This window comes from Ilumatobacteraceae bacterium (assembly GCA_033344875.1).
GTDB lineage: Bacteria > Actinomycetota > Acidimicrobiia > Acidimicrobiales > Ilumatobacteraceae > Ilumatobacter.
Map to the genome: position 1 here is coordinate 4,163,903 of JAWPMO010000001.1, position 21,105 is coordinate 4,185,007.

A 21,105-nucleotide genomic window follows, 5' to 3' on the forward strand; every position below is an offset into this window, starting at 1 on the left:
AGTGTCAAGGGCCAACAGGATCTGCCCGGTGGCGGACAGTGGAACTGCCCAGCCGTGGCCAACAGAACTGCCCGGCGGTGGCCAGTAGTTCTGCCCGGTAGGTCAGGTGGTCAGTGGTGTCACGGCGGGTTCAGGGGGTGGCTGCAATTTCGGGGTTCCACCGGTTGGTGCGTGTGACGGGCGATGATGCCCGCTGTCAAAACCACACAAATCACCAACCGGTGGAGGTCACAGCATGCCAGGCGAAGCATTGGTAGAGAGCGAACGCGTCGTCATCGAGATCGGAATTCGGGCCGGTCGTAAGAACCTGCAGATCGCGACCGAGCTGGGTCGAGATCCGTCCACGATCTCTCGAGAGATCGAACGCAATGGCGGCCGAGACGGCTACGACGCCGAACGTGCACAGCGCCGCGCTGACAAGAAGCGGAAACGACCCAAGTCACGGTTGGAGGCCGACCCGGACCTTGGTGTGTATGTCGCCGACCGGCTCGGCCTGCGTGATTCACCCATGACGATCTCGATCGAGCTCGCACGAGGCGTCCACGGTGTGGTCGCGTCGATCTCGCACGAGTGCATCTATCAGGCGATCTACAACAAGCGTGGCCTCGACCGTCACGCCCGACGGTGTTTGCATCTTCGCCGCCGCCGCCGCCGCCGCCGCAACCACCGCAACACCGTGTGCGACAAGTACTACAGCCATCCCCTCGGCGACTATCCGACGATTCACAACCGCCCCGAAGATGCGAACGACCGCACTGAGATCGGCCACCTCGAAGGCGACTTGATCACCGGCAGCTACAACCGGTCAGCGCTCATCACCGTGTTCGACCGGGCCAGCCGCAACTGCTGGATCCAACCCACCGCCAACAAGTCTGCCGACGCCGTGTTCGCACTCGTTGCCCTGTTCGAACGGATCCCACCAGCGGCCCGCAAGACGCTGACGTGGGACCAAGGCTCCGAAAGTTGAGTGCCAGGGAGTGGTGTACGACCGGGCGGTGACCTGGTGAGGGTCCACCGGTGATGACGGCCATCGCGTCAGTCTCAAGAAGACAGTTCAACGACTACTTGAGGAGAAGACACGATGACCGTCCCTACCACTATCGACGCGGCTGGCTGGCTGCGCAACTATCTCGAGGCCGATGACGGCGACCAGGACCTGGCGCGTGACATGTTGGCGGCGTTCGTGCAGGCGTTGATGTCGGCCGAGGCGTCGGCTCAGTGCAGCGCCGCGTACAACGAACGCACCGACGAGCGCACGAACAGCCGCAACGGCTATCGGCATCGCGATTGGGACACCAGGGTCGGCACGATCGATTTGGCGGTCCCGAAAGGTGCGTGAGGGCAGCTACTACCCGGTGTGGCTGTTGGAGCATCGCCGCCGCGCTGAACAAGCTCTCGCGTCGGTGGTGGCGCAGTGCTACGTCGAGGGGGTCTCGACGCGCCGGGTCGATGATCTGGTGCGAGCGATGGGGATCGATGGGATGTCGCCGTCGCAGGTCTCGCGGTTGGCCGCCACGCTGGATGCGAAGGTGGCCGAGTTCCGCAACCGACCCTTGGACGCCGGCCCGTATCGGTATGTGTGGATCGACGCCCTGACGCAGAAGGTGCGTGAGGGTGGCCGGGTCGTGAACGTCTCCGCGGTGATCGCGACCGCGGTGAACAACGAGGGGCGCCGCGAGATCATCGGGTTCGACATCGTGACGACCGAGTCGACGGCGTCGTGGACCGAGTTCCTGCGTTCGTTGGTTGCCCGAGGCCTGTCCGGGGTCGAGCTGGTGATTTCCGATGCTCACGGTGGCATCAAGGCCGCGATCGGCCAGGTGCTGGCCGAGGCGTCGTGGCAGCGTTGCCGCACCCATTTCATGGCGAACTTGGCGACGAAGTGCCCCAAGGCGTCGTGGCCGATGGTCGCCACGCTGGTGCGGTCGATCTTCGAGCAACCCGACCGTGACTCGACCTGGTCGCAGCTCTACGACGTCGTCAACAAGTTGCATGGCGCCGGCTTCGCCGAGATCGCCGACAAGGTCCACGACGCCGCCGATGAGATCTTGGCGTTCACGGCGTTCCCGGTCGAGCACTGGCCCAAGATCCGCTCCAACAACCCCCAGGAGCGGCTGAACAAGGAGATCCGCCGGCGCACCGACGTCGTCGGCATCTTCCCGAACAGGGCTGCTGTGATCCGCCTCGTCGGAGCGCTGCTCGCCGAGCAGACCGATGAATGGGCGATCGCCCGGCGCTACATGTCCGCCGAATCGCTCGCCAAGCCCCGCCACACCGAGGAGGTGAACCACGACGAACCCGCCGAGCTCGAAGCCGCCGCTGGCTGAACGAACCCGATCCCAACTGCCGGTCACCGGTCACGCGAATCGGCGGCGACCGGGCAGACGCGCACGCCCCCACACCGACCACGAAACTTCTTGAAGGAGGTGCTTGACACCAGAGCCTGAAACGCGTTCAATGACCGCCGAGCCGAGCAACACAAATCAGCTCACGGCTGACGAGATGACCGTCGACACCGACGCCTCGCACACCACCCCACGGCACTTGACCCGCTTCGAAATGCGCTGGCGCTCATCGATGGCGAACCGTTCGAGGAAGCGGGCTACGAGTGGGCGGACCTCGACGCTCGCCTCTATGAACGGATCGTGGAGGCCGCAGCGCGGCTCTTCGAACTCGCGTGCGAAGCCGGTGACTTTGCGTCGGCGCGGGACGCTCTGGTGCGTGGGCTCCAGGGTGTACCCGGCCACGAAAAGCTCTATCGGCTACGCATGCAACTCGAGCATCGATGTGTCGGACCTACAGCAGTGCATGGCGTCTTCAACGATCTGACTTACCAACTCGATGCGCTCGACTGCGAGCCGTCGGATGAAACGTTGGCCACCTATCACCATCTGACCGGTCGGCGAGCAGCGTCGTGATTGTCCGCTGCTCGATGCGACTGTGACAGCACCGGCCTGTGCCCGATCGAGTGGCGGGACCGTGGTTTCCTCAATCTGACTCGACCAGTAGTACTTCAGGGCGTCGCTGAGCACTGTGTTGCAGGCGTTCCCACCGTCCCCGCCACATCCGGCTCGAGCAACTTGCCGAAGTGGACCGATTGGTCGGTCGCCATTATGGAGCTCGTCGTTGGGGCGTGCTGCGAAGGGTTCGTCAATCACGCTCGTCGCGCTCACCTCTCCGCCACGATCCCCGATCACATCAGGGTTGCGCCGCCGTCGACGAGCAGCATCTGCCCAGTGACATATGACGACAGGTCAGACGCGAGGAACAACGACGCATCGCCCATGTCGGCCGGGTCACCCCATCGACGTAGCGGGATTGACTCCAGCGAGGCTTCATAGACGGCCTCGTCGTAGCGGCTGCGCTCCGTCAGCTTGGTGCTGACCAAGCCGGGCGCCACGCCATTCACTCTGATGGAGTCGCGAGCCCAAGCGTGCGCGAGAGACTTCGTCAGCGTGACCAGTGCCCCCTTGCTTGCGGCGTACGCGGGTTGCCCCGGGGTGGCGATAAAACTCGATGTCGAGCCGATCAATACTACCGACCCGGCGGACTTAGAGAGCAGTGGATGGAACGCCGTACACACACTCATCACGCCGTTGAGATTGACATCGATCACAGAACGAAAGATGTCCATGGTGTACTCGGCGCGGGAGTAGGCGACGGTGCCGACGCTCACGACGAGCACGTCGAGACGATCGAAGGACGCAGCAAGGGCGGTGACCGCAGCGTCGTCGACGATATCGAGTTGGTGGAAGCTCATTCCTCCGAGATCAGTGTCGGCGTACTCATCAGGTGTCGCCCGCGTGCCGGTGACGCTCACCTCGGCGTCTGCGTCGAGGAATCTGCGCGCGATACCCAGGCCGATGCCGCTTGATCCGCCGGCTACGAGCACGCGTCGGCCCATGAGGTCGATTGACACCGTCATTGAAGTCAGTCTTCGGCGGCCACTGGCGGTTTGGTGTCGTCGGTTGGTGCTGAGCTGACCGCATCGGGCACACCGAGCACCATGTTGTAGAGGTCTTCATGCTTTGCACTCGGGCAGGGAAGGCGAATGAAGTAGGTCGAGTGACACATCCCGTGGTCGACCGGTCCGTAGACGTTGTGGCCTCGGTCACGCAATCCCCACCACCTCGCGGGACTCATGCATTGTGTTGCCTCTCGAGAGCGGTTCGTAGTGCAGGACACGACGATTCCGTGGCGGGTGGTCATGACAACAGACGGATGATGTCCGCCGCCAGGTGTTCTGGTACGTGGAGGGGTCCGAAGTGGTGCAGATGGTCGTACTGGATGAGCCGCGCCGATGGCAGTGCCTCAACAAGCGCTGCGGCGTGGTCGGCTGGTCCGGGAGACGTGGTGGCCTTTCCGGCGGCCACCGTGACCTCGGACATCACGTCAGCGAAGCGGTCGAGGGTCATTCTTACTCCGTCCTCGAACGACGCCGCTTCGTGTTCGGCCCGACACGCGAGGCGAACCGTTCCGTCTGCCAGGTCGCGAAAACCGAATTGGACGTATTCGGCGAGCGAGTCGGCGCGCAGCGAATTGAGCGGCGCTCGTCCAGCATAGCGATGGAGTGCCTCCGCCCGAGAGTTGAAGACCTCCCGTCGGTTCCGTGCGGCATCGATCAGGCGCCCCCCGGGGTGGCTGTCGACGGGACCAGCAGGGAATACGATCGGTTCGAAAAGGAAGGCACCTGAGACGGTTCCAGCTCGCATGGCTTCCAGCAGGAGCACCGAACTCCCACCCATCGAATGGCCGAAGGCGCGCACAGGCCCACCGCCGAGTTTGTCCACAACGGCCGACAGATCTTCCGCCATGCGAGACCAGGAGAAGTCACCTGAGTGAGGTGCCTCCGAGTCACCGTGACCCCGGTAGTCGATGGCCCAGACACTGAAGTGTGACGCGAGCGCGGCTCCGAGTGGTCTGTAGCATCGGCCATGGAAGCCGGTGGCATGGCTGATGACGAGTGGTGGTCCATCACCACCAAGGTGATGCATCACGATCGCTGTGCCATCCGCAGATCGGACCATGTGTGCGTTGGGGTCGTCTCGAATTCGCCACTCGGCGGCGTTCAGGTACTCGTTGCCTTCGTGACGAACGACATGAACGATCGAGCTGGGCTCAGATTTTTCGATCGAGACCACCCTGTATAGATCGTCGATGTCAGGTAACCCGATCACCGCGTGGGGATACAGCAGGTCGGCAGTCTGCGACCGGTGGACGATTGTGCCACTTTCGTCATCGAAGAAGATGATCGATTCCACGGCTAGCTCCGTTCTCCTGGGCTGTCCACAGAGTCACAGAATGCGGTGATCATCCCAAGGAGATCCTCCGTGGCCTCTCGATGCGGCCAGTGGTCGACACCGGCGATGCGCTCTAGCTCGACGGCGCCCGAGACTCTGGCAGCAATGCGCTCGAGTTGCTCGTCGGAGCCGAATCTGTCGAGCACACCTTGAACCGCAAGAACAGGGCACGTCACCGCTGCCAGTTCTGCGTCCAGACTCCAGTCCACCGATCCAGCAGCAGTCCACACGGCAGCCCAGTTCTCCAGCAGTGCCTCGGGACGGCGATGCTGTCGGCGGAGACTCTCGAGCAACTTCCCGTGGTTCGCCATCAACCCGGCGATTTCGTCAATTGCCAGCTGTTCTACGAAGACGTGCGCAGCAATCGACACGATGCCGAGCGGTGCCACTGCGTCACCGCGGGCGTATGGGTAGGCCAGGGCGATCGAAGCTCCATCACTGTGCCCGACCAGAATCGGCGCGGCTTCGCCGCGTTCGGTGAGCAGTGACGCGAGCGTTCGAGCTTCGTCGATTAGGAACGTCGTGGGCCAAGGGGCCGGCCGGTCCGGTGACCGTCCATAGCCCAACCTGTCGTACGCGACCACTTTGCGGCAGGTCGCACGGGCGAGAGCAGTAGGGAACTGACCCCACCCGGCCACCGACCCAAGGCCCTCGTGAAGCAGCACGATGGGGGCGCGCCCCAACGTGCCTGCCAACTCGAATTCTTCGATGTGGAGCTGAAACCCCTGTTCAGCGTCCATATCCACCCCCCCCCCCCCCGAAAGCTGTTTCGCAAGAGGCCGCATCGGGAATTACTTGACGTCGACCCCACAACCCGATTATTCTACCCGCTAGTCGATAGAAAAATCAATGATCGACATCATCATCTAGTAGCAGGCAATGAGGGGGCACACGTGCGTAAAGATGCTGTGGGGAAGGTCGTCTACGAGGCGACACTGAGAGTCGAACCGGTCAAGCTCGCGGAACTCTCTGCCGCCATCGGGACTGAAACGGCGTCCGAGACCGCTCGGATTGTCCCGTGGTTCGGTGTGACCATAGGTGGAGATCAGCGCTTGGTTGACACCCTGGACATGGATCTCAGTAGAGCACTTCTGGCTGGCCACCGGTACGACTGGCGCCGGCCCGTCGAGCCGGGCGAGGAAATCCAAGCGCGGGTCACCGTCGATCAGGTTTTCAGCAAGGGTGACAATGACTTTGCCGTGTTGACGACCGAGTTCCGCGACGCCGCGAACGAACTTGTGCAGACGCAGACCACAACCTTTATCGAGAGGGGAGTCGCATGATTGACCGCGCTACCACCAACGCGATCACGAGGGTCCAGATTGCTCGGTACGCCGGAGCAGTTGGGGACTTCAACCCGATGCACCTCGACGACGAATTCGCCCAAGCGGCTGGGCTTCCCTCGGTGATCGCTCATGGCCCGCTCACGTTGACACTCGTGATCGATGCCCTCGTGGCGCAACTCGGTGTTGCCCAGCTGAGGAGTTTCGATGCACGACTGCGAGCCCCGGTCTTTCCCGGCGATGCTCTCGAGATCGTCTCGATCGACGACGGTCTGGAAGTCCGTAACTCGAGCGGCGGCGTGGTCGCCCTTGTTCAGCTCGAGACTACGGACGGAGGGTCAGCCCAGTGACCTACGAATTTCTTCTGGAGGAGGTTCGTGAGGATGGGGTTCGTGTGCTCACGCTCAACCGGCCGGACAACTTGAACTCGTGGAACACTCAGATGCGTCGGGAGATGGGCCAGGCGATCGGTGCCGCTGCGGTCGACCCTGAACTGAGATGTCTCGTGATCGCAGGAGCAGGTCGAGCGTTCTCCGCTGGGGAGGATGTGCGGGGCATGGGGGAGTTGGCCGATATCGGCACCCGTGCGTTCAGAGCGACTGCCCGCGGTATTCATGATGTCTTCGACACCGTTGAGGCCATGGAGGTACCGGTGATTGCGGCTATCGATGGTGTTGCTGCTGGCGGAGGATTCGAACTCGCTCTGTCGTGTGACTTCAGGGTGGTTTCGGAAGCCGGGCGGTTCGTTATGCCGGAAGCCAAGGTTGGCCTGATCCCTGGCAGTGGCGGGTGTTCGCGGCTAGTGCGATACATCGGTCTCGGTCGGGCCAAGGAGTTGGTCATGTTGGGTGGCAGGCTCGACGCTCAGCAAGCGCTGCAGCTGGGCCTCGCCACGGAGACATGCCCGCAGGGCGAGGCCGTCGAGACGGCTGTCGCTCTGGCTGGCCGCATCGGTCAACTTGCCCCGCTTGCGGTCGGCATGGCAAAGCTGGTGCTCAACACCTGTACCGACGTCGACTCTGAGACTGGTCGCCGGCTTGAACGGCTCGGGCAGAGTATTCTGAAGACGACCGAAGACCATCGGGAAGGGGCGCAAGCCTTCGTCGAGAAGCGCCCGCCCGAGTGGCGGGCGCGTTGATGGGGCGGAGATGAGGGGAATGGGGACTCAGCAAATGAATGACGATCAATTCTGGAACCGATGCACGCAGACTGCGCCGCGTGAGGTGCTTGATGCGATGCATCTCACAAAGATCAGGCACCTCGTGGGCTGGGCATATGATCACTCGCCGCTCCATCGGCGCATCTACGACGAGGCCGGAATCAAACCTGCCGACATCCAAACCTGGGACGATTACCACCACCGTTTGCCCTTCACTGACAAGCCCGACTACGTTGCCGACCAAGAGGCGAGCGGCACTTACGGTGGCCTGGCGCTAGGCGCCGAGCAATGGCAGCAGTACTTCCACACGACGGGAACTACCGGTCACTTCCTGAACGAGGTCTTCTCGCGCTACGAGCAGAACAAGGCCGGATCACAGTACTGCTACGGCATGTGGGACCACGGCCTGCGCCCGGGCGATTCGGCGTATTTCTGCTTCGACTTCGGCATGTGGATCGGATTGTGGAGCTATTACTGGGGAGTACGTAACTTGGGCATGACTGTTGTTTCGGGCGGAGGTGTCTCCGGCGTGGAGCGGGTCCGTCAGATACTCGATCGTCGGCCCACGATGGTCATCGGAACACCCACCTATCTCCTTCACCTTGCTGAGATAGCAGATCGAGAGGGCCTGGACATCAGGAAAGCTGGCGTCCGGGTGCTGGCCGGAGGTGGTGAGCCCGGGTTGTCGGTGCCCGTTACCCGGGACCGGCTTCAAGAGGCATGGGGCGTCAAGGACCTCTACGACGCATACGGCGTCGGAGAGGCGCTGTTCATCGGCCAGTCCTGTCAGGAGTGGGCTGGCGGAGTCCACGTCATCGAAGATGTCTGCCACTCCTATTCGGTCGACCCGAGCACTGGTGATCCAGTAACGGACGCAGCGCAAGTCGGCGAGCACGTCATCACCAGCTACACACACTTTGCTCAACCCTTCATCAAGTACCGCACTCACGACCTTGTCCGCATCGATGAGGCACCAGATCACGGCTGTGGTTGGAGCTGGAAACACATGCCGGGCGTTGTCCTCGGACGCACCGACTTCATGGTCACTATCCGAGGCGTCAACGTCTATCCGACGGCGGTCGAGAACCTGATCGGTGAGGTGCGCGGCCTGAGCAACATCTATGAGTTGCACATCAGCCGTCGAGACGGCATGGACAGGATGCTGGTAAAGGTCGAAGCCGTAGAAGGTGGTGCCGATCTCGACGTGCTCAGTACCGAGCTCGCAAGTCACCTCCGCAACAATCTCGGTGTGCGTCTCGAGACCGAGGTTCAGCAAACCGGCACGATGCCTCGCTACGAGTTGAAGACTAAGCGCATTTTCGACAGTCGTTCTGAGAAGGACCGTCCGGAGTTCAGTCTGGGAAGGGCATGACCGTGACCAATGATGCAGTTACTAGTTTTGGGGACGACGTCGACGCACAACTGGAGCGCCTAGCGGCCCTGCGCGGCCAGCTCCGCGAGGAACGTGCTGCTGCGGTGTCGCCGGCAGTTGCGAGGGCGTTGGAACTGGCGGAGATTGAGCTCTTTCTCGGCCTGACGTGTCTTGGCTACTCCGACGAACTCTTCCCACATGAGAAATGACTCCACCAAAGTCAGCGCCTGGGCTCGGGATCTACGTGCTGCCAGGTCGGACGACCGATCCGGCAGCAGGACTCGACGAGGCCCGTGAGGCGGAGCGAGCTGGCTTCGGCGCGGTCTATGTCAGCGAACGCCTCGATCTTAAGGAGGCAGCGGTCACCTGCGGTGGCCTCGTCGCGGTCACTGAACGCGTAACGGTGGGCACGGCGCTGATCCATCAGGGCACGCGCCATCCCCTGACGATCGCTGCCATGTCGGCGACGCTGCAAACCATGAGTGGCGGACGGTTTGTCCTCGGCATAGGGCGAGGCCTCGGTGCGCTCACGCCGTCGCTGGGAGTGCCCAGATCGACGCTTGCCAGCATCGAGCACCTCGTCACGACGCTGCGTCGGCTCTGGGCCGGTGATCGCATCACGGAGACAGGTCCCGCCGGAAGTTTCCGGGGGATGCGTTTCGCCGACATCCCCGAGTCGGCTCCCCCAGTGCTATTCGGCACGATTGGACCACGGGGTCTGGAGTTAGCTGGCCGGGAATTCGACGGTGTGATCCTGCACCCGTTCCTTACCACCGAAGCGGTGAACAGGTCAGTGACCATCGTGAGGGAGAGCGCCGAGCGTGCGGGCCGAGACCCCTCGTCGCTCCACGTGATCACGACGCTCGTGGCCAGTCCCGACCTGCCGTCCGAACGGACCGATTTGGCCGTGCGTTCACGAGCGGTCAGCTATTTCCAGGTGCGTGGGCTAGGCGAGCAGCTCGTCGAGTGGAACGGCTGGGACCCCGCCGTTCTCGATGCACTCCGCAATCATCCGACCTTGAGCGGGCACGGCATTGCAGATACCTCGCTGACGCGTGACGGCCTGGTTGCGGCGTCGGAGAGCCTTCCGGACGAGTGGTTCGAGGCTGCCGCCGCCGTAGGCCCGGCTCGACTGTGCGTGGAACGGGGTCATCAGTATCTTGCTGCGGGCGCTGACGAGGTGCTCATCCACGGAGCGTCACCTGCCGAGGCGGCCGCCATGGTGCCGCTTTGGGCTACGGAACCGTGATCGGCTCAGCGGCAGACCACTCGATTGCGGCGACCCTTCCAAGGGTGGTCGAAGCGGATATCGGTACAACGACGCTGCACCATCTCCAGCGGCTAAAGGGCGGCTACTCGCGGCAGATGTGGGCTGTCGATCTGCTGGACATTTCGGATCGGATCCACGCGTTCGTGTTGTGCATGGACACGCCAGAAGGCGTTGTGCGGGAGGGTGAGCAGACGCTTGATCGGGCAAGCGAAGGGCGATTGCTGCGGGCCCTCCATGCTTCTGGATTGCCAGTACCCGACGCCTTGGCGTGGGGTGACGCGGATAGTGCTTTGGGGCGACCCTTCGTTCTAATGGAGCGCATCGCTGGTTCGACAGCGGTAGGTCCGCTCGCGCGAGATCGATATTTCGTCGAGCGCCATGATCTTCTCGCTCACCAAATGGCCGACATGCTTGCGTCGATACACGCTGCCCACGTCCCAGCGGGATTTCTTGACGCTCCGGTTTCGCCTGCCGCCGACGAGCTGGAACGGTGGCGGCAGGCCGCCACTGCGACGCGCGATGCGCAGCTTCCGATCTTCGGCGCCGTCTTCGAATGGTTGGATCGGAACCGGCCCACCAGCAGCGGGAGACCGGTCCTTGTACACGGTGACTTCCGAACTGGCAACTTGATCTACGACCACACCGGCTTTGTGTCCGTTCTAGATTGGGAGATGGCACACCTGGGCGATGCGCTCGAGGATGTGGCCTGGGCGCAACTCATCTGCTGGCAGCTCGGCACCGGCCGAGTCGGCGGGCTCGTCGACCGCAACACCTGGGCGAAACAGTACGAGCGAGCATCGGGTCGCCGGATCGACGGCGGGTCCCTTAGGTTCTGGGAGGTGCTTGGGTCCTTAAAGATGTCGATCCTTGCGTGGCGTGCAATCCAAGTCACGGCCGACGGCAAGGAGCGGTCGCTTCTCGAACAGCTCCGCGCCGACCTTGCCCGCGAACTGGCAACGCAAGTGGCCGGCTAGCCCACGTCTGTTCAGTCAGCAGGGTGCTGATATCACATCGTGCGTCGATGGTGCGCGTCGTATGTAGCTCTCAGGACCGAGTCGACGATGACACGGATCCCTCGCATCGGCCTGCTTTATCGAGACCGATTAGACGCTTGATGCGCATCGTCGGCGATAGCGCCACTACGGACTTGGTTTCTTGGCCCTGACCCGATTTCTGCCGTTCCGGCCGACGATACGAGAACGCTGAGCCAGACCGACCGGTGACAGCGGTGTAGTTTCTTTGATGTGCCTCGTGCGGAATGGATGAAGTCGGAGTTGCAGGGCAGTCCGTCAGGCTGGGTGTTTGTCTGGACGTCGACCCGAATTCGGTTCCGTTATTCCAACTCTCGAACTCGGATCTGTGACGCAAAATGAGCAGTGAGCAGAGGTCAAGCACTTCGGCAGGGCCAATCGCTCGCAAGCGGGGCCGGCCTCGGCACGAGGAACCTAGCCAGGAGTACGAGACGAAGCGGCGCGAGGTTGTCAGCGTCGCGAGTGAGGTCTTCCGAGTGCAGGGCTACGACGCCGGCACCCTCGAGGACGTCGCCGCAGCAATGAACCTGCGAAAAGCGAGTCTCTACTACTACGTCAAGTCAAAGGCAGACCTGCTGCGCCTGATTTTTGATCGTGCCATCGACAGATCGCTGGAGCAGATCGAGGAGTACCTAGCCATTGAGGATCCACGCGATCGGCTTGAAGCGCTGATCCGTCATCAGGCGGTCACGGTTGCCAAGGATCCGGCCCTGTTCGCAGTGTTCTTCGACCACCGCGCAGGCCTGAACGATGACGATATGGCGGACATCACCGCTAAGGAGAGGCGGTACCTCCGCCACTTCATCGAAGCGGTCGAAGACGCTATGGACGCCAACGTGCTGCCGAAGGCTGACTCGCGCATGATGGCGGCTACTTTGATCGGAATGTCCAGCTGGGTCTACAAATGGATGGATCCAGTTCGCGATGATCCCCTGGTCTTCGCAGACCTGTGTGTTCAGTTGATCCTTCGACCGAGGGGCAACGATGAATACCGCAAGCGAACCGGGTGACATCGCCGGCCCACCGTTGGGTCGGCGCTGTCGCGGCGAGTTGCGGTCAAGAGGACGCACCACAGGCGTCAGACTGCGCGATCACGCTCTCCCACGGTCGACGTATTGATCGGCACGACCGCACGACGATGGATCTCCCGGGGCGGGTTCGGTAGCCGCCGCCGTCGTCGCGGCTGGCGAACCTACACCTCGGAATTTGTTCGACTCACCGGTTGACAGAAATAAGTCTGTCACGTAGTGTTGCTTCGAAAGGGAGGTATGACATGAGTGTCACCATGGAACGACGGGTGTATCAAGAAGGCGATACGGACATCCCCGAAGAGTTCACAGAACTGCTTACCCGGATGCTGACGCATCATCTTGAGAACTCGACGAATCCGCACTACACCCAGCTCTTGAGCCACCTGTGGGACCGTTGCATGACGCTGGCTCCGGATGAGAAGCTCAAAACAACGTTTGCCAAGCTCATGCAGCAGGAAGTTGAGCACGGGGTCATCACGTCAAGGATTCTCGCCGGCCTCGGCGTCGGACCGATCGATGCGCCGATCCGCCAGTATCTTTTCCACTTGCCGATCGACAGCTTCTGCGACCTATCGATGTTCCATGCCCTCGGCGATCGCGTCGGCTGCTACATCGGCGAAACGTGGCACGGCGTGCCGTACGAGCCGCTGCTATCCGTCGCCGACCGGCTCCATAAGGACGAGGTGTTTCACGCTACGTTCGGTCTTAGCAACCTGCGACGGGTTTGTTCCACTCCCGAGGGACTGGCTGAGGCGAATGAGAAGATCAAGATCTGGTGGCCAGCAGCGCTCGATATGTTCGGACGCTCGGACTCAGATTTTTCCGACGCGTACGTGCGCTGGGGACTGCGCGAGCTGAACAACGAGGACCTCCGCCAGCAGTACATCGCCGAGACGCGTCCTCTGCTCGAAGAACTCGGCATCACCGTCCCGGCCGATACCGACAACAGGCGATTCCTTTAGTCGGGATCCAGTCGGCGGCGGGTGACTGACCTATGGCAGCCGAGATGGAAGACAAGTCAACCGGGGGACTCGCATCTGGTCGTAAGCCGGTCGTCAAGTTCACGAGACACAGTGAACATGCGCTGGCCATGGAGGTCGGACTCGGAGACTATCGCGAAGTTTTTTTCGTGTTGATCGGTGAGCGCAGCGTCGCGATCAGTTCCTACGACGAAACGGATCCGACTCATCGCGAGCCGACGGTTTTCGTCTTCCCTAAGCCTTATCAATGGTCTGTCGACCTCGACGACGACGAATTGATGGTCCAGATCTGGCAGGCGACCGGCGTGCAACGGTAAAGGTGACGTGGGGGCAGTGGAATGACAGAAGATGAAGAAATCTCAATCGACACTTTCACCGTGCGAGGTCATCGCAACGGCAGCCTTGTGCACGTCACGTGGACAAGCGGTGCGCTAAGCGGAGATCCTCCGACGGTCGACGCCGTTGAGGTGGAGGCCGAAATCGCTTCGCTCAGCGGTAAGGACCGCATGACGAAGCGCGCGACCTTGACTGCGGGGAGCGATCCACTCGCCGATGTGCTGAGCGCCGCCCGACTAGTTTGCCATGTGATCGATCGCGTTGCGGAAATCTCTCCGGCTGAACTCGAGACCGCACTGCAGGCCGAATCGATCCCACTCGACTGAGTGTCGTTCGCCGCGTCGCTCATACTCAGCCCGTAATCGTCGCCCGGTCCTCGCTGAAGTCGAACCAACTCTTGACGCGTAGCTCGTTTCTCGATATCTTTCTACCTTGCAGTCGATAGAATCGACCACGGACCGGGGGGTACCGATATGGGGAATGCGTTGCGGGGCCGGACACGCCTACAAGCATCGAGTGTCTGGTTGAGCGTGGAGCGCAACCTATGACCCAGGCAATTGTTGGTGGGCTTACTTCTGGAGCCATTTACGCCCTGCTCGGCCTTGGAATCGTGATCGTTTACGGGGTGTCACGATTCGTGAACCTCGCCCAAGGCGAGTACTACGTGTACGGCGCGCTTCTCTCCACAACGCTGGTAGCCGCCGATGTCCCCATTTGGATCAGCGCGTTGCTCGCCATCGGCGCCGTAGCGATCATGTCCGCAGCCCTCGAGCGCATTGTCTTCTCGCGACTCGTTGACGCCCCACATGCCGCACAACTGCTGGCGGGGATCGGCGTCGCCTTCGCCCTGGCCGGGGCTGCCCGCGTCTTCTGGGGCACACAGGAACGAACGCTGCCCGCCTTTTGGGATAGAGACCCAATCGAGGTTCTCGGCGCGCGTATCAGCATGCAGGTCCTCGCCCTCTTGGCGACACTCTGTCTGCTGTGGCTTCTACTGTGGCTCTTGCTTCATCGAACGATGCTCGGAACGATGATGCGTGCCGTCGCGACGTTGTCGGGCCGGGCAGGGCTGCTCTCGGTCAACGTCACGATGGTCACGACCGTGGCCTTTGCCCTGGCCGGCGCCGCAGGCGCCGCAGCTGGCATCGTCGTGACCCCGCTGGTCTTCGTCACGTACCACTCCGGTCTGCTACTCACGATCTACGGCTTTATCGCCGCCGCGTTCGGTGGGATGCGTTCGATCCGGGGCACCGTCGCTGGCGGGCTGCTCATTGGCGTTCTCGAGTCACTGATGGCGTACTACGGCGATTCCGCCCTGAAGACGCCAATGGCATTCGTCCTGCTCGTACTGATCCTCGTCTACCGAGCATCACGGGAGAGCGATAGCGCAGGCTTGCTCTCGGCGGTCCGGTCGGCCAGGACTCGCGCCCAGTCGATGGCGGCACTGCCGCCTGTCGCTCCACCAGCCATGCTGCTCCGACTCACCGGCCTCCGAGCTAACGCGATCGGCGTCGGTCTGGTCGCCCTCTTCGCTGTTGCAGGACCCGTCGTACTGTCACCCTACTGGGTCTCGCTGTTGAGCTTCGTCGGAGTCTTTGTGATCGTCGGCATCGGCCTCGACCTGCTCCTCGGCTACACCGGCCAACTCTCGCTCGGACAGACCGCCTTCATGGGTGTCTCAGCCTACATGGTTGCACTCAGCTCGGAATGGTGGGGCCTGTCCGCATGGCCCGCGGCGCTGATCGCCGTTGCGTTCACGGTCTCGTTGGCAGCAGGGCTCGGAGCTGTCGTGCTCCGTCTGCGCAACTACTACTTCACACTGGCCACGCTCGCGATTGCGATCGCGGCCGAGGCTCTTGTCAGCGGTCTGCCTGCACAGCTCGGTGGTCCCTCCGGACTGCGCGTCCGCACGACTCTGTCCTTGCCCGGATTCGTGCTCGACACGTCGAGTCGGCTGTTCACCGCGACGTGGATAACGGTCTGTGTCGCGTTGGTCGTGGCATTGCGCCTAACGAGATCTCGTGTGGGCCTGGCAATGAAGGCCGTCGGCGCCGATGAAGCGCTCGCTTCGGCAGCGGCGATCACGCCGTTCACCACCAAGCTCAAGATCTTCATCGTCTCGGGTGTCTTTGCGGGGGTGGCTGGGGTGCTGTACGCCCACACCCTGATGTACGTCTCGCCTAGCTCACTAGGACTGCTCGGAGGCTTCGATGCGGTCGTCGGGCTCCTGCTAGGAGGCTTTGGCACCGTGTGGGGCGCAGTCGTGGGTATCCCAATCATCCGGCTCGCCCCGCAGTTCATCGAACGCTTCGCGGAGTATCAGGAGCTGATTTACGGTCTACTCGTCGTAAGTCTCGTCGTGCTGTTGCCCGACGGCCTTGTCGGTGCATCGTCGAAGGCGTATGGACGCGTACGCCGTGGAACATCGGCGCCGTCCGACGTGGCGGACACTGGCCGCGCAACAGCCGCAGTATCGCACGCAGGCCCATCGGACAGGGAGGCGCCTGTGCGGAAGTCCGCCAGCAACGGCCAAGTCGTATCCCTTGAGGTTGGGGAAGCCGCCCAAACCACCGGTCCCGCTCTGCGGGCTGACGGAGTGAGCAAGAAATTTGGAGGAATTCGAGCGCTCAGTGACGTCCACCTGGCGGTGAGTCCGGGACGGATCGTCGGCCTGATAGGGCCTAACGGAGCGGGCAAGAGCACGTTCCTCAGCGCACTCGCCGGGAGCTTACAGCCCGACAGCGGGCAAGTCACGATGTCGGGTCAGGACATTACCGGGTTCTCCGCCGATGCCCGTGCCCGCTACGGACTCGCAAGGACGTTCCAGCTCCCGCGCATCCCCCATCAAATGACCGTGCTCGACGTCGCAATGCTCGGCACCTATCGCCGTGGGCATGTCGGCGTGTTTCGCTCGGTGCTCGGGGCTACCTCGGGCGAACAGCGGGCGATGGAAGCAGCGGCGATGGAGGCGCTTGAACTGACCGGTATCGCTCATCTGAGGCACCTCGAAGCGGATCGGCTAAGCACGGGTGAGCAGAAGATGCTCGAACTGGCCCGAGCGCTAGCCAGTGCCCCGCAGGTACTTCTCGCCGACGAACCGGCCGGGGGACTCTTCGACGATGAAGTCGCCCGGCTCGAGGAACTACTCCGGAAGCTTGCTTCTCAGGGCCTCAGCATCGTGCTCGTCGAGCACCACATGGAGTTGGTGATGAGCGCGTGCTCCGAGATCGTTGTGCTCAACGAGGGGCATGTGATCGCGATCGGCGCCCCGAAGGTCGTCCGGTCCAACCAGGAGGTGCTCGATGCCTATCTCGGTGTCTGACGATGGCCGACTCGACGTCACAGGGCTCACAGCGGGCTATGGCCAGGTCACGGTCGTGCGCGACGTGAACCTGCGGGTGGATCGCGGTGAGTTCGTCTGTCTCCTCGGCGCCAATGGCGTGGGAAAGACGACGCTCCTTCGGGCCATCGTGGGCGACGCCGACGTCAGTAACGGGAGTGTCACCTTCGATGGCCGTCAACTGACCGGAATCTCTTCGCACCGGGTGACCCGGGCCGGGATGGCGATCGTTCCCGAGGGGCGGGGTCTGGTCAGCGACATCTCTGTTCGAGACAACCTCCTGCTCGGATCAATTCCTTGGAACCGGAAATACTCGTCGGCTGAGCTCTCCAGCTCGATGGACGAGATCTTCGATCGATTTCCCATACTTGGACAGCGCCGGTACCAACTCGCAGGTCATCTGTCGGGTGGCGAGCAACAGATGCTCGCGATCGGACGTGCGCTGATGTCTCGCCCGCGACTTCTGGTGTTGGATGAGCCATCGCTTGGACTTGCGCCGCTCCTCGTCCGACAGGTCTTCGACGATCTGGCCGCAGCTAACCGGGACGGATTGACAATTCTCGTTGCAGAACAGAACGCCGCAGCGGCACTACGTGTCGCCGAGCGTTCACTTGTCATGGCGGGGGGTCGGATTGTTCGCGAAGGAACAGCGGATTCACTCCGCGACTCCCACGAGCTTCGAGCGATGTTCCTCGGCACGTCGAAGAACGGCTCGGAACCCGATTCGGCGATCGCTGGGAGCTGTTCTGACGCCGTCAACCAGTCAACACCAACACAGCACCATGAGGGGAACCACAAATGAAATGCAACAATCGACTCACGAAAGCGCTGGCTCTTGTCGCCGTCGTATCGCTCACCGCGAGTGCGTGCGGTAGCGACGACGACGCAGCGCCAAGCACGGACGCAGCGCCAGACACCGCAGTACCCGACACCGCAGCGCCAGACACGGAAGCGCCAGACACGGAAGCGCCCGACAGTGACGACTCGGTTGCCTCCACCGAGCCCGCCGGGAATCTGCCGGGATCTGGCGAGAGTTTCACTGTCGGCGTGATCCTGCCCCTCACGGGGCCCGCCGCATCCATCGGGGCGGACTTCGAAGCTGGGCTCAAGGTCTTCGGGGAAATCGACCCCACCGCGGCGCAGATGGATATCGAATTCATCGTGTGCGACGACGAGACGACGCCTGATGGAGCTTCCTCGTGTGCACTTCGGCTCAGCCAACAGGACAACGTCGACATGATCTATGGACCGGTCATCTCGGGAATGCACGCGGGTGCCACACCGGTGTTGGCTGGCGGGCCACCGTCCGTCACTCCTTCCCCCTACGTCTCGGTGGAAGAGGGCGATCCGATCTTCTCGGCGGCGGGCCGAGCGAGCGACCTCGACCGTACGACGCTCGAGTACGCCGCTGAGCGCGGGTTCGAGAGGGTTGCTCTGCTGGCCACCACCGACACCACAGGTGAGACCGCGGTACAGAACATCCAGGCAGCAAACGAGGATCTAGGACTGGATATTGCGATCGAGCGAATGGGACCCGCCGACGTGGACGTTTCATCGCAAATCAACCGCCTACTCGAGACCGATCCCGAGTACGTGTATATCGGCGCCTCCGGTGCAGCTGTCGGGGTCGCGCTACAGGGCTTCTCGCAGGCCGGTTCCGATCTGCCGACCGCCCTTATCTGGTCGAACACCACAAAGGGATTTCTCGATGCCGCCGGTCCGTTGATGCCCACCGAGACGCTCTACGGAGTCGCACCATCTTGGCTACCGGAGAACATCGACGACCCGGAGCGCGCACAACTCATCCGTGATTTCCAGGAGGCATTCGAAGCAGAGGCCGGGGTTCCGCCGTCGTTCGTGGTGCAAGGTGCATATGACGCATTCCAGTTGATTGCGGCTGCTCTGTTGAACACCGGTGGCGACAGCGAAGCAATCGTCGAGTACATCGAGGGCCTCACGGACTTCCAAGGCCTGAACTGGCTGCTCAGCTACTCCGAGACGAACCGTCTCGGCAGTGAGTCGGGCAACTACGTCATGATGCGCTACGACCCGGACAGCGGTTCCTGGTCCTTGGCCGACTGACGTGATCACCGCGCGGCCGGCAAACCTGCACCGATGCCGGCCGCGCGGTTGATGGGCGATCGCTCTAGTGGCGTGGCCAGTGTCGGAGCAACCGGAGAGAGCGACCTGCCATGGATCAAAATCGGAATCTCGATGCTTCGCTACGCCGTCGTGGACGACCGCGTCATGCCGAACCCAGCCCAGAGTATCGGGCGCGCCTTGACGAGATTGTCGCCGTAGCGACGGAGGTATTCCGCCAGAAAGGTTATGAAGCTGGTTCGCTCGAGGATGTGGCGAAGGAACTCGGCCTGCGAAAGGCCAGCCTGTATTACTATTTCGAGAGCAAGAGTGCTCTGCTTCATCTCATCTTCGAACGAGCGATCGACGATGCCCTCCAGCGCATCGCATCGATTGCGATGATCGAGGACCCGAGAGAACGACTCGAAGCCCTCATTCGCCACCAGGCGGTCCGTGTCGCCAGTGAGCCATCCTTGTTCACGGTCTTTTTCGACCAGCGCCCGAGCCTCAATGCTGTTCATTACAGTGAAATATTGGCGAAGGAACGTGCGTACGTTCGCGCCTTTGCCGACGCCGCTCAATCAGCGCGCAATGCAGGGCTCCTACCTGACGCGGACCCACGGACGCTTGCGGACATCCTGCTCGGCATGACCAACTGGTCGTATAAATGGTTCGATCCCGACCGAGACGACCCAGAGGCCTTCGCCGACATATGTGTCGCTCTGATCTTCTCCGATGTCAGGGACCGGACCGAGGACGATTGATGAGAACGGGTTGATCTCCGACCCTGCCCGGCCTGTACGCATTGAACGCCACCGACCGGAACGCGGTCGACGAGCAAACCCGGACCATGACCTACCGACGCTGTGAACCTGAATCCGAGCGACGTTTGAGGTGGAGCGGGCTGCTTGAGTAGTTTCCTCTTCCGGCGCAGAGTGGCTCTTTGATTCTCGGTGATATCGAAGGCATCGAGCCTCGATGAGCCAATGATGCTACGACTATGCGAGCGTGGCTCACTGGGCCTGCCGAGGGGTGCGTGATCGGCGTCGGCGCAAGTGGCCGACCGGTCGCTGGTCCCCAGCCGAGGTCCGTCGCCTCGGACGCAGCATCGCGAAGTGAGCCGATCAGATCCGCCTTAGCATCGCGCCCACGTCGCCGATGGGCCGACCACCTTGTCCAAGCGCTTGTAGCACGTCGTTCGAGCTCGTCGACCTCCGACAGCACCGAGTCCGCTGCCTGCTCTGTGGCTCCTAGCCCAAATGAGCTCCACGACCCACGACGCAACCCTGAAGCGCGCAGAACCCCTTAACCCGCTGCGATCGCTCGTTCTGGCGATCTACCTCCGCTTGGGTCGGGCGTTATCCGCAACGAACTTAAGGATTGCGATGTGTTTGTCGGTGTCATGTTTCATGATCTCCACCAAGATGACCCACAACGTCGTGTGCTGGAGATCATGCAACTCCTTCTGGAGTCGCTTAAGTTCTTTGGCGTCCGCACGTTCGTGTTTGAGCAGCCGGTGGGTTACTTCGAGTAAATCGGCTGAGTCAACCTGATCTAGGTCGAGACGCGGTATCACTGGATCAGCCCGGGTAAGTTCAGCCTCCGTTTTCAGCGAGGACGCCAATTCCGTGAAATAGCGGTGGTGACGGCGCTCGTCCTCAACCAAGAGATTTATCAGATATGCCAACGCTTTAGAATCTGTAGTCTCGGCGACGCTGACGTACTCTTCCAGGATTTTGCCTTCGTTCTTGGTGTGATCGATGAGATACGAAAACAACTCGCTCTCCCAAACACTTGCTCCTACGGGCGGCTTCATCGTCTCGTCTTCCATGGTGACAAGTATGGCGCGTTTGTCAGTAGTCAGTGTCAGATGGTGCGCTACTACACATCCAACACGTGAATAGCCAATGTGGTCAGCCCAAGT

Annotated in this window: 20 protein-coding genes and 2 pseudogenes; 18 read left to right on the forward strand and 4 right to left on the reverse strand. The window is 62.0% G+C overall.

Features of this window, described 5'->3' with window-relative positions:
- The first annotated feature begins 235 nt into the window (after positions 1 to 235).
- The 3 genes and pseudogenes from R8G01_19830 (at position 236) to R8G01_19840 (ending at position 2,918) form a co-directional block, all read left to right on the forward strand.
- Positions 236 to 967, forward strand: coding sequence for an IS30 family transposase (locus R8G01_19830; protein MDW3216252.1), 732 nt, complete (start codon positions 236 to 238; stop codon positions 965 to 967).
- Positions 968 to 1,153: 186 nt separating this feature from the next.
- Positions 1,154 to 2,327: pseudogene (locus R8G01_19835) on the forward strand (IS256 family transposase).
- 201 nt (positions 2,328 to 2,528) lie between these two features.
- A pseudogene (locus tag R8G01_19840) lies at positions 2,529 to 2,918 on the forward strand (bacterial transcriptional activator domain-containing protein).
- 275 nt (positions 2,919 to 3,193) lie between these two features.
- Here R8G01_19840 and R8G01_19845 read toward each other — a convergent pair.
- From R8G01_19845 to R8G01_19855, 3 genes are all read right to left on the reverse strand, one after another.
- Positions 3,194 to 3,925 (reverse strand): SDR family oxidoreductase, encoded by a 732-nt coding sequence (locus R8G01_19845; GenBank protein ID MDW3216253.1) that lies wholly within the window; start codon positions 3,923 to 3,925, stop codon positions 3,194 to 3,196.
- Positions 3,926 to 4,205: 280 nt separating this feature from the next.
- Complete coding sequence (locus tag R8G01_19850; protein MDW3216254.1) at positions 4,206 to 5,261, reverse strand: alpha/beta hydrolase; 1,056 nt, start codon at positions 5,259 to 5,261, stop codon at positions 4,206 to 4,208.
- 2 nt (positions 5,262 to 5,263) lie between these two features.
- Positions 5,264 to 6,040: an alpha/beta hydrolase gene (locus R8G01_19855; protein ID MDW3216255.1), complete on the reverse strand. Its 777-nt coding sequence runs from the start codon at positions 6,038 to 6,040 to the stop codon at positions 5,264 to 5,266.
- A 168-nt stretch (positions 6,041 to 6,208) separates the two neighbouring features.
- Between R8G01_19855 and R8G01_19860 the strand changes: the two genes are divergently transcribed.
- The 15 genes from R8G01_19860 to R8G01_19930 all read left to right on the forward strand — a co-directional run bounded on the left by R8G01_19860 (position 6,209) and on the right by R8G01_19930 (position 19,945).
- The gene (locus R8G01_19860) at positions 6,209 to 6,583 is read left to right on the forward strand and encodes a MaoC family dehydratase N-terminal domain-containing protein (protein MDW3216256.1); all 375 of its coding nucleotides are present in this window, start codon (positions 6,209 to 6,211) and stop codon (positions 6,581 to 6,583) included.
- A complete protein-coding gene (locus R8G01_19865) occupies positions 6,580 to 6,933 on the forward strand; it encodes a MaoC/PaaZ C-terminal domain-containing protein (protein MDW3216257.1) in 354 nt (117 codons plus the stop codon). The genes R8G01_19860 and R8G01_19865 overlap by 4 nt, the downstream gene beginning before the upstream one ends.
- Positions 6,930 to 7,721, forward strand: coding sequence for an enoyl-CoA hydratase/isomerase family protein (locus tag R8G01_19870; GenBank protein ID MDW3216258.1), 792 nt, complete (start codon positions 6,930 to 6,932; stop codon positions 7,719 to 7,721). Before R8G01_19865 ends, R8G01_19870 begins: the two co-directional genes overlap by 4 nt.
- A gap of 19 nt (positions 7,722 to 7,740) precedes the next feature.
- A complete protein-coding gene (locus R8G01_19875) occupies positions 7,741 to 9,114 on the forward strand; it encodes a hypothetical protein (protein MDW3216259.1) in 1,374 nt (457 codons plus the stop codon).
- On the forward strand, positions 9,111 to 9,323 hold the full coding sequence (locus tag R8G01_19880) for a hypothetical protein (GenBank protein ID MDW3216260.1): 213 nt from the start codon (positions 9,111 to 9,113) through the stop codon (positions 9,321 to 9,323). Before R8G01_19875 ends, R8G01_19880 begins: the two co-directional genes overlap by 4 nt.
- A gap of 35 nt (positions 9,324 to 9,358) precedes the next feature.
- A complete protein-coding gene (locus R8G01_19885; GenBank protein MDW3216261.1) occupies positions 9,359 to 10,363 on the forward strand; it encodes a TIGR03857 family LLM class F420-dependent oxidoreductase in 1,005 nt (334 codons plus the stop codon).
- Between the two features lie 44 nt (positions 10,364 to 10,407).
- Positions 10,408 to 11,358 (forward strand): phosphotransferase family protein, encoded by a 951-nt coding sequence (locus R8G01_19890; protein ID MDW3216262.1) that lies wholly within the window; start codon positions 10,408 to 10,410, stop codon positions 11,356 to 11,358.
- 395 nt (positions 11,359 to 11,753) lie between these two features.
- Positions 11,754 to 12,425 (forward strand): TetR/AcrR family transcriptional regulator, encoded by a 672-nt coding sequence (locus R8G01_19895; GenBank protein MDW3216263.1) that lies wholly within the window; start codon positions 11,754 to 11,756, stop codon positions 12,423 to 12,425.
- Between the two features lie 263 nt (positions 12,426 to 12,688).
- Positions 12,689 to 13,408 carry a Phenylacetic acid catabolic protein gene (locus R8G01_19900; protein MDW3216264.1) on the forward strand — a complete coding sequence of 240 codons (720 nt, stop codon included), beginning with the start codon at positions 12,689 to 12,691 and terminating at the stop codon, positions 13,406 to 13,408.
- A 32-nt stretch (positions 13,409 to 13,440) separates the two neighbouring features.
- Positions 13,441 to 13,743, forward strand: a complete 303-nt coding sequence (locus tag R8G01_19905; protein MDW3216265.1) for a hypothetical protein — start codon at positions 13,441 to 13,443, stop codon at positions 13,741 to 13,743.
- Between the two features lie 21 nt (positions 13,744 to 13,764).
- The gene (locus tag R8G01_19910; GenBank protein MDW3216266.1) at positions 13,765 to 14,088 is read left to right on the forward strand and encodes a hypothetical protein; all 324 of its coding nucleotides are present in this window, start codon (positions 13,765 to 13,767) and stop codon (positions 14,086 to 14,088) included.
- Between the two features lie 218 nt (positions 14,089 to 14,306).
- The gene (locus tag R8G01_19915) at positions 14,307 to 17,084 is read left to right on the forward strand and encodes a branched-chain amino acid ABC transporter permease/ATP-binding protein (protein MDW3216267.1); all 2,778 of its coding nucleotides are present in this window, start codon (positions 14,307 to 14,309) and stop codon (positions 17,082 to 17,084) included.
- Positions 17,065 to 17,904 carry an ABC transporter ATP-binding protein gene (locus tag R8G01_19920; GenBank protein MDW3216268.1) on the forward strand — a complete coding sequence of 280 codons (840 nt, stop codon included), beginning with the start codon at positions 17,065 to 17,067 and terminating at the stop codon, positions 17,902 to 17,904. The genes R8G01_19915 and R8G01_19920 overlap by 20 nt, the downstream gene beginning before the upstream one ends.
- Positions 17,905 to 18,149: 245 nt before the next feature.
- Positions 18,150 to 19,184, forward strand: coding sequence for an ABC transporter substrate-binding protein (locus R8G01_19925; protein ID MDW3216269.1), 1,035 nt, complete (start codon positions 18,150 to 18,152; stop codon positions 19,182 to 19,184).
- A 110-nt stretch (positions 19,185 to 19,294) separates the two neighbouring features.
- Positions 19,295 to 19,945, forward strand: a complete 651-nt coding sequence (locus R8G01_19930; protein MDW3216270.1) for a TetR/AcrR family transcriptional regulator — start codon at positions 19,295 to 19,297, stop codon at positions 19,943 to 19,945.
- A 572-nt stretch (positions 19,946 to 20,517) separates the two neighbouring features.
- Here the strand turns inward: R8G01_19930 and R8G01_19935 are convergent.
- The gene (locus R8G01_19935; protein ID MDW3216271.1) at positions 20,518 to 21,012 is read right to left on the reverse strand and encodes a hypothetical protein; all 495 of its coding nucleotides are present in this window, start codon (positions 21,010 to 21,012) and stop codon (positions 20,518 to 20,520) included.
- Between the last annotated feature and the right edge of the window lie 93 nt (positions 21,013 to 21,105).

Bases quoted from the DNA above. Each gene is read 5' to 3' on its own strand.
- R8G01_19910 (MDW3216266.1), top strand. From the start codon at position 13,765: ATGACAGAAGATGAAGAAATCTCAATCGACACTTTCACCGTGCGAGGT.
- R8G01_19895 (MDW3216263.1), top strand. From the start codon at position 11,754: ATGAGCAGTGAGCAGAGGTCAAGCACTTCGGCAGGGCCAATCGCTCGC.
- R8G01_19865 (MDW3216257.1), top strand. From the start codon at position 6,580: ATGATTGACCGCGCTACCACCAACGCGATCACGAGGGTCCAGATTGCT.
- R8G01_19830 (MDW3216252.1), top strand. From the start codon at position 236: ATGCCAGGCGAAGCATTGGTAGAGAGCGAACGCGTCGTCATCGAGATC.
- R8G01_19930 (MDW3216270.1), top strand. From the start codon at position 19,295: ATGGATCAAAATCGGAATCTCGATGCTTCGCTACGCCGTCGTGGACGA.
- R8G01_19900 (MDW3216264.1), top strand. From the start codon at position 12,689: ATGAGTGTCACCATGGAACGACGGGTGTATCAAGAAGGCGATACGGAC.
- R8G01_19905 (MDW3216265.1), top strand. From the start codon at position 13,441: ATGGCAGCCGAGATGGAAGACAAGTCAACCGGGGGACTCGCATCTGGT.
- R8G01_19875 (MDW3216259.1), top strand. From the start codon at position 7,741: ATGGGGACTCAGCAAATGAATGACGATCAATTCTGGAACCGATGCACG.
- R8G01_19915 (MDW3216267.1), top strand. From the start codon at position 14,307: ATGACCCAGGCAATTGTTGGTGGGCTTACTTCTGGAGCCATTTACGCC.
- R8G01_19845 (MDW3216253.1), bottom strand. From the start codon at position 3,925: ATGACGGTGTCAATCGACCTCATGGGCCGACGCGTGCTCGTAGCCGGC.
- R8G01_19880 (MDW3216260.1), top strand. From the start codon at position 9,111: ATGACCGTGACCAATGATGCAGTTACTAGTTTTGGGGACGACGTCGAC.
- R8G01_19920 (MDW3216268.1), top strand. From the start codon at position 17,065: ATGCCTATCTCGGTGTCTGACGATGGCCGACTCGACGTCACAGGGCTC.
- R8G01_19855 (MDW3216255.1), bottom strand. From the start codon at position 6,040: ATGGACGCTGAACAGGGGTTTCAGCTCCACATCGAAGAATTCGAGTTG.
- R8G01_19935 (MDW3216271.1), bottom strand. From the start codon at position 21,012: ATGGAAGACGAGACGATGAAGCCGCCCGTAGGAGCAAGTGTTTGGGAG.